The sequence below is a fragment of the Chelativorans xinjiangensis genome, from assembly GCF_009812055.1.
Lineage (GTDB): Bacteria > Pseudomonadota > Alphaproteobacteria > Rhizobiales > Rhizobiaceae > Chelativorans > Chelativorans xinjiangense.
In genome coordinates this window covers 1-7,100 of the sequence record NZ_WQNH01000094.1, presented here as the reverse complement: position 1 = coordinate 7,100, position 7,100 = coordinate 1, and the positions used below count along the sequence as shown (strand labels likewise).

Genomic DNA, 7,100 nt, shown 5'->3' with positions numbered 1-7,100 from the left:
TGGGTTCTCATCGCCAGCATCCGCATGCTCACGCGGCGGCTCGCAAGACCATGAAATCCAACCGATCTTTATGATTCAGGCACTGAGGACATGTTGTGCGAGCATGTTATCGATGTCGACCACACGACAATCTATCGTTGGATGCAGCACCATGCACCCGCGATGGGCGTCCAACCGCGGCTGGATGAAGGTTCAGCGGCAAGCCCCCCCTCACCACCCGCGGCACGGGCCGGACCTTGGGACGTAGTTTAACTTCGGACGCTGTAAGCAGTGACGCGGTGAATTTTCTTGTAGTGCTTCTTCATGTATCTTGGCACCCATACGGCAAGTTCATTGTAATTTTTAAACTCGAAGACACCCCAGTTAGGGTCGAAAAATTCCGGTTTCTCATTCCCCAATGCCAAGCCAACAGCGTGGCCGGCCCCGTCCTCTCCGTCCACTGCCATATAGATGTAGCGACGGTGTTTAAGGCGGGCAGAATTCAGGATTTCGGAAACTCCGCTTTCGCCAGTTTTATCGAATTCGCTGTCAATATGCATACCTCTGCGCGCCAAAAGACCCTTATCCGTCCCATAAGCTTCATAATCCAATTGAAGTTCGGCCAGAAACTTTTTAACTCCTCCTGCGCTAGAAAGCCTTGGCAATAATAAATCATATTTATTGAAATTTTTCTTCAACCAGAGAGAAACATAGGCCGCACACACACCCCCAGGCGAACTTTCATATTCCTCAACATATGTATTTGCTTCTTGAATTAATGATGTAAATGCTGTAATCTTAGGTGTTATTCCTTCATACTTCGGCGCAGGGGTTTCTTTCGAAAGATTTTCAGGGAAATTATCTGCGTACATCTGTTCCGGAATCAATTTCCCAAGCAGGCCTCCCCTGTTTATATTCCCCTTCATTTCAAAGTCTTCCAGCGCTATCGCCTCGCTTGTCCTGGCGGCGAGGGACCCGTGCACAAGCGGGATACCGCTCATCATCAAGCCCAGGCCATTACCGAGAATGCCGTCGAAGGCGGCTGCCGCGCCCGCGTCGTCGCCGCGTTGCTTTGCCTCAAAGTAGCTCGCGAGGCTGGAGCCTTCGCCCCAGGTTGCATCGGCGGCAAAGAGAACAGAACCGAGCTCCGGCCCGACAGCCGGAAGGAACATGGCTGCAAAGGCCGCATCACGCAGTGCATCGTGCGCCACATTCTCCCAATCGCCCCGCACGGCATCGATCCCCAGATTGACGAAATCGCCAACAATAGGAAACCGGGAGAACGCGGTCCTTGCGAATTCCAACCGCTTTCGCTTCAAACTCTCCAGATTGTGCAGCTGGTTTCCATCCCGGCGGTTCTCGAGCAACTTCCTGAAGTATGCGACCGCAGCATCCAGTTTGCGGGCGGAGCCTCCGCCAAGCTCCTCCACCAACCCCTCCAATGCGTCTGGTTTAGCCCGGGAGATCAGCGAGGAGTCGCCTGAGCGGAGGAGAATCTTTTCAGCCTCCAGCTTGCGGAAGACAGCGGTGGATTCCTTTATATAACTCTTATAATATATATCATAACTATCCTTTATGTTTCTGAGGCTCCATTCAATCTCATCATTATTTATATCTCCAGCAACATCTGAAGTGAAAAGATATACAATATTTTTATCGAACTTACCGTATTTTCCCTTATCAACAAGCTCCCTTAATTCATCAATTAATTTCTTTCGAATTGATTCATTATTTGAATAATTCAACCTAGATCTAATTCGATCATCCGCAAGTATGTCAATCCATCTTGCGGTTTCCAGCATTGGCTTTAAATACGCCTCAGAAATGTACCCGTCATTCCCGTCTTCATATACATAGGACGTCCATTGCTTCACCTCATCAGCCAGCCTATAGCGGTACTTTTTGGCGATGCCGAGCCATTTGCCCAGTTCTTCTGCGGCATATTCGGCCGGATGCGGCCGGTGGAGCAGAAGCAACTCCTGCTGAAACCCGATGGTCTTCACTACATAGTTATAATAGGTCTTGAGCAGTTCTTCTCCTTCCACCGCAAGAGCGGACTGAGCCTCTTCTGGCTTCAACTGACCGAGAATGATGCCGCGCGCCTTCAGGGACGAACGCGCGGCCTCCAAAAGCGTGTCCGATTTTGAGACATCGCCGCCATTTGCCTTCAGTTCCTGGGTGATGGCAGCGAACTTGGCCTGCATGGCGCGTTTGCCTCCATCCGAAGCTGGATCGAGGCCTTCCGGCAACGAGGGACCGCCATCCTTTAGCCGGATGTCGGCCAGTTCGGCCCTCATCGTAATATGCTCGATGTTGATGGCCCCCTCACCTTCATCGTCGCGAATATGCTTGATATATGCGCCCGCGAAGGTCTCGGCGGCCTTGCGGATATAGCCTTGCAAGGTGCCGTCAAACGAGCCGGAAACCGGATCGACAACCTTCTCCCAGACATACTCGTTGTCGTTGAAGTCTGTGTCGGCGAGCCGACCGAAGAATGTTATCCCTCCCGTGTGCTGGATCGCATGCAGAATATTTTTCTCCAGACGTTCGTCTTCGAAAGAGTAACGCTGCGATATTTTCTCAGCCAGCTTAGCCGCATGCTTGGAGATGGCGTTGTAATCGTCCGTATTGTTCCAGGACTTGCTGTGCTCGATGAAGAGGGGCTGCCTTCCCAGATCCGGATCCAGCTCAATGGCATGGCCTTCGGGGATCAGCGCGCGCTCAAGATGGGCCACGAGTGGCAACTCGGCGCTCATCGTTATGTACTTGAAGTTTGCGATAGACGACTTTTCGTTCACTAGCATATTGCTTGCTATTTCTATGGCCTCCCTTGCCGCCTGACGAATAAATCTATCAAGGGTTTCTCCGCCCCATGTGCGCCGCTTCACCTGAATTGGTTCGTGTACGCTTACCCCATTCTGAAGCTGAATCGTGAATTCGATTCCTTTCACACCGATATGCTCGAGAATGGCTTTTCGGGCGGCGTCATCGAAGCCATCATACTGCTTGAGTACTTTCTCGGCCCACGGCGTAGCAAGCTGGTTCTGGACCTTGGTGAACTGGTCCCGGACCCTAGTGGGGTGGTCCGCCGCGGTATCCGTAGCGCTCGTCTGATAGCTCGTTTCGACCTCGCCGACGGTCACGGTATCCAGCGTCGCTGTCGCCTTGTCGTCAGCGTGCCTTCTCTGCCTGTTCTCGGCTGAGGTCGCGCCGGCCGGATCGGGCGATGATACAGCCTCGTCGGCCGGGCCGCCGATGCCGAAAGCGATCAAATGCTCGGGCGGGAAGTCCGCATACTCGTCCTGCACACGGACATTCGCCAGTTCGGCTCTCATCCCGATATGCCGGATGTTGACGTCGCCTTCGCCCTGGGTCTCTTTGACCTCTGTGATGAAACTTGCGGCAAAGTCTTCAGCCGCCTTTTGGACATAGTCTTTCAGGGTTCCATCGAACTGGCCGTCTTTGAGATCGATACGCTTCGTGAAGGAATAATTGTCGTCGTCTAGGTCTGTATCGGCAAGCCAGCCGGAGAACGTGAGTCCTCCGGTCTCTTGGATCTTGTACAGAATATCTTCTTCGAGTTTCGCGTTCTCAAATTCATAGTACTGCCATATCTTATTTGCCAGGCTGGCCGCGTGCTTCTTTACATTTTTGTATTCGTCGCTTTCTTTCCAATCTTTATTGTACTCGATGATGAGCGGACCGTTGTCCAGATCCAGAGACGCTTGCAGCCGATGGCCCAGCGGAAGATGTGAACGCTCCACCTGGCTTTCCAACGGTAACTTCGCGCCCACGGCGATGTAGTCTACGCGAGTGCCGGTACATTGCTCGCCAAAATAATCCCTCACCTTCTCTCCCGCCTGTTTTGCAACGCGGGAAATATAATTTTTCAGCGTTTCACCGGGCTCCGGTGTTTCTGATATTTTTACCTCGTGCGGTTCATAGAATTCGTAGATATCTTTGGCGATGCCGCGAATCCAGAAGGTGAATGTGAGGCCCTCCGCACCGCGAATATGGTCGAGGATATCTCCTTTGCCGCCTTCGTCGAGGTCTCTGTATCGTTCGATTACCTTCTTGGCCCATGAGGCGGCAGCCTCAACGATGACATCAACATCGCTCGAGGTCACGCCTTCGGACCAGCCCTTCGATGGATGGCCGTACTCGACCATCGCCGCGGGCAGGGAAAGGGTCAAAGGTTCGTTGGATTCCAAATCCCTACGACCCCGCCCTGACCGTCCGTCGCCCTCAGGCCCTTCCTCCCAGATATCGGCTGCCGTCCAGGCGAGGGAGCCATGAGCGCGGGGAATGTGGAATGCGGCGAGATGCGCGCCATCGGCGCGCTCGCCTGCCGTTGTAAGCTGAGAGACGGTTTTTTCCACGTCCAGCCGCCTGCCGCGCAGATCCCCGAGATCGGCGGTCTTCTGCGCGTCTTTATTGCGATCGAGCAGGCTCCTGAAGCGCTCGACGGCCTCGTCCCTTTCCGCCTTTTCATCTTCGCCAAGCTTGTCGGCCAGGCTTTGTGCATCCCTCGCCTCTTCGTCGGCGAACAGGGCATGATCACCAGATCGGAGTGCAGTCTTGTAGGTTTCCAACTCGGCGTATTTCGCTACCGCAGAGGCGACATATTCCTCGTGGTGCGCGTTGTATCGTTCCGCAAAGTTCAGCGCCTCGATGGCGTCCAGCTTATGGCCATCTGCAATCTCGTTTAAGAACGTCTCGGCATTCTCTTCGAACTGCTGTCCCTTTCCGGGCTCTATCGTCAGAGACGCCCTGAGCTTTCCCAGAGTTTCCTTTATCCACTCCCCACGCGCGGTGTTGTTGCCGACAAGGCCAGTTATTGCTCCCACTACCCATCCAAAGGGCGTGTAGCCCCAGGGGCTGGAATTGATATCATTCGAAGCAGAGCGCCAAAAATTCTTCTTGCCGTCGGGCGACGACAGCTCGATCGACAAAAGCTTTTCGCGGTCATTCTTGGCGATGCCGAGCCATTCGCCCAGCCTGTCGGCCATATACTCAGCCGGATGCGGCCTCTGCAGAAGAAGCAGCTCCTGTCGAAGCTCGACCATGTCGGCCATATGATTATAATAGGTTTGAAGCAACTCCTCGCCGAGCGCATCAAGCGTCCTCTTACGCTCCGCGGCCTTAAGCCCGGCCAGATCGATGCCGCGCGCGCTCAGTAGCGCCTTTGCGGCTCCCACGAGGGTTTCCGACTTGGCGATGTCCCCGCCATTTGCCTCCAACTCGAGCGTGACGGCGGCGAAGACCGACCGCATTTTCTTCGTACCCTCAGCGGAGCGCGGGTCGAGCAGCTTCGCACTCACCGATGTGTAATAGGCCGACCTGTCCTTCTCCTCATTGGTCCGGCTGATTTCGATCCCTTGCGACACCCTTTCAAAGATGCCTCGCATGTCACCCATTTTCTTGAGCATCGTCCCATAGGAATCGGCACCACCTCCCTCATCGCCCCCTCCCCCGACAGCGCTCTGCAACGCGCTCCGATTGATGGGGTCTTCAACGAAGAGGGTGCCAATTTTATTGGGAGGCAGGGGAATATTACTTGCCATAACAATGCCTTATCATGTATAAATTCAATAATATTCTACATATTCGCCCAGAGATTTCAATAGTTATCCTATTGTTCAATTATTATTATAATATTATTGATGAACTTTATTTCAGATAAATCTTGGCGTTCCAAACAGGAATGATCGTCCGTGAAACTGTTGCGGCGAGATGGTGGTCACCATGTCGCGAAACTGAAATTCAGGTTCGAAAGAGGCTTGGCTTCCTTCGAACCGCATCGAGCAGGAGGGTGCTGAAGTGGCTGCCGACACCTATCGGCGCTCCGATGATCCGGACTAGGATTTTGCGAAGTAGCGCTTGCCGGCAATGTCGGGGGTCTGGCAGTGTCGATCGGCCGGGCTGAGGTGGGTCGGCTTCGGATTGTCGAATATCGGGACTGCGGGCACTCATGAATCAGCGGCAAATCCAGGCATTAATCAGCGGCAAATCCAGGCATTTCGCCTCGTCATGCGTCACGGCTCCATCACCGCTGCGGCGCAGGCTCTCAACGTTTCCCAGCCTGCCGTCAGCCGTTTGATTGCCGACCTCGAACGCAGCGTAGGCTTTCGGCTGTTTCTTCGACAGGGCGGCAAGTCGGAGCCGACCACTGAAGCCCGTGAGTTCATTCAGGAAGTGGAGCGAATGTTCTACGGGCTGGACCGCCTTGGCCACGGCGGCATCTTCGACGCTCGGCGTCATCATCCCGCCCTCCATCATTCTTATCGTCTATGGCGCTTTCGGCAACGTCTCCATCGGCGCGCTGTTCCTTGGCGGGGTGGTACCGGGAGTGATGATCGGCCTGTCCATGATGGTCTACACGTATCTTCTCGCCATCCGGCACGGCTACCCGGCCAACCCCTTCCCGGGCGTTCGGATGGTTGGAAGCATCGTTGCACGAGGGGCCGCGCCGCTGCTCATCCCGGTCCTGGTGCTTGGCGGCATTGTCGGCGGTTATTTCACGCCCACGGAAGGGTCCATCGTCGCGGTCGCCTGGGCGCTGTTCCTGACGCTGGTGATCTATCGCGACATCCCCCTTGCGCGCCATGCCGCGCCTCCTCACGGATGCCGTCATCGACTTCGCGGTGCCGCTCTTCACCGTGGCCGGCGCCGGCATCTTCGGCTGGCTGATCGCCTATCTGGGGGCTGCCGAGATCGTCGTCGACTTCATCACCGGCATGACGTCGAACCGCTTCGGCATCATGCTGCTGCTGATCGGCTTCCTCCTCTTGATCGGCACCGCGCTCAACCCGATCTCGGCGACGCTTATCTTCCTGCCGATCATCCAGGCGCTGGGCAATCAGGCGGGTTACGATCCGGTGCAACTCGGCGTGCTCAGCACCATCGTGCTTTCCGTCGGGCTGATCACGCCGCCTTACGGCATTTGCCTGCTCATCGCCTCGCAGATCGGCGAGGTGCGCCTCGGCCGCGCCATGCTTGCCGTCCTGCCGATCTGCGGGCTGACAGTGCTGGTCGCCTGACCGAGCATCTGGGCGGCGCGAAGGTCTACTTCAAGCGCGACGAATTGAACCACACCGGCTCGCACAAGATCAACAATTGCC

2 protein-coding genes and 2 pseudogenes are annotated in these 7,100 nt (G+C 55.2%); 3 read left to right on the top strand and 1 reads right to left on the bottom strand.

The window, feature by feature from the left end; genetic code table 11:
* Positions 1 to 248: 248 nt before the first annotated feature.
* The gene (locus tag GM910_RS26505) at positions 249 to 5,543 is read right to left on the bottom strand and encodes a YopT-type cysteine protease domain-containing protein (protein ID WP_159593833.1); all 5,295 of its coding nucleotides are present in this window, start codon (positions 5,541 to 5,543) and stop codon (positions 249 to 251) included.
* A 325-nt stretch (positions 5,544 to 5,868) separates the two neighbouring features.
* Between GM910_RS26505 and GM910_RS27955 the strand changes: the two are divergent.
* The 3 genes and pseudogenes from GM910_RS27955 to GM910_RS26490 form a co-directional block, all read left to right on the top strand.
* Positions 5,869 to 6,099, top strand: a pseudogene (locus tag GM910_RS27955) (helix-turn-helix domain-containing protein); the annotation flags it as partial.
* A 58-nt stretch (positions 6,100 to 6,157) separates the two neighbouring features.
* Positions 6,158 to 6,526: pseudogene (locus GM910_RS27950) on the top strand (TRAP transporter large permease subunit); the annotation flags it as partial.
* A gap of 58 nt (positions 6,527 to 6,584) precedes the next feature.
* Entirely contained in the window at positions 6,585 to 7,019 is a 435-nt protein-coding gene (locus tag GM910_RS26490) for a TRAP transporter large permease subunit (protein ID WP_159593831.1), read from the top strand.
* Positions 7,020 to 7,100 lie beyond the last annotated feature (81 nt).

Bases quoted from the DNA above. Each gene is read 5' to 3' on its own strand.
- GM910_RS26505 (WP_159593833.1), bottom strand. From the start codon at position 5,543: ATGGCAAGTAATATTCCCCTGCCTCCCAATAAAATTGGCACCCTCTTC.
- GM910_RS26490 (WP_159593831.1), top strand. From the start codon at position 6,585: ATGCCGCGCCTCCTCACGGATGCCGTCATCGACTTCGCGGTGCCGCTC.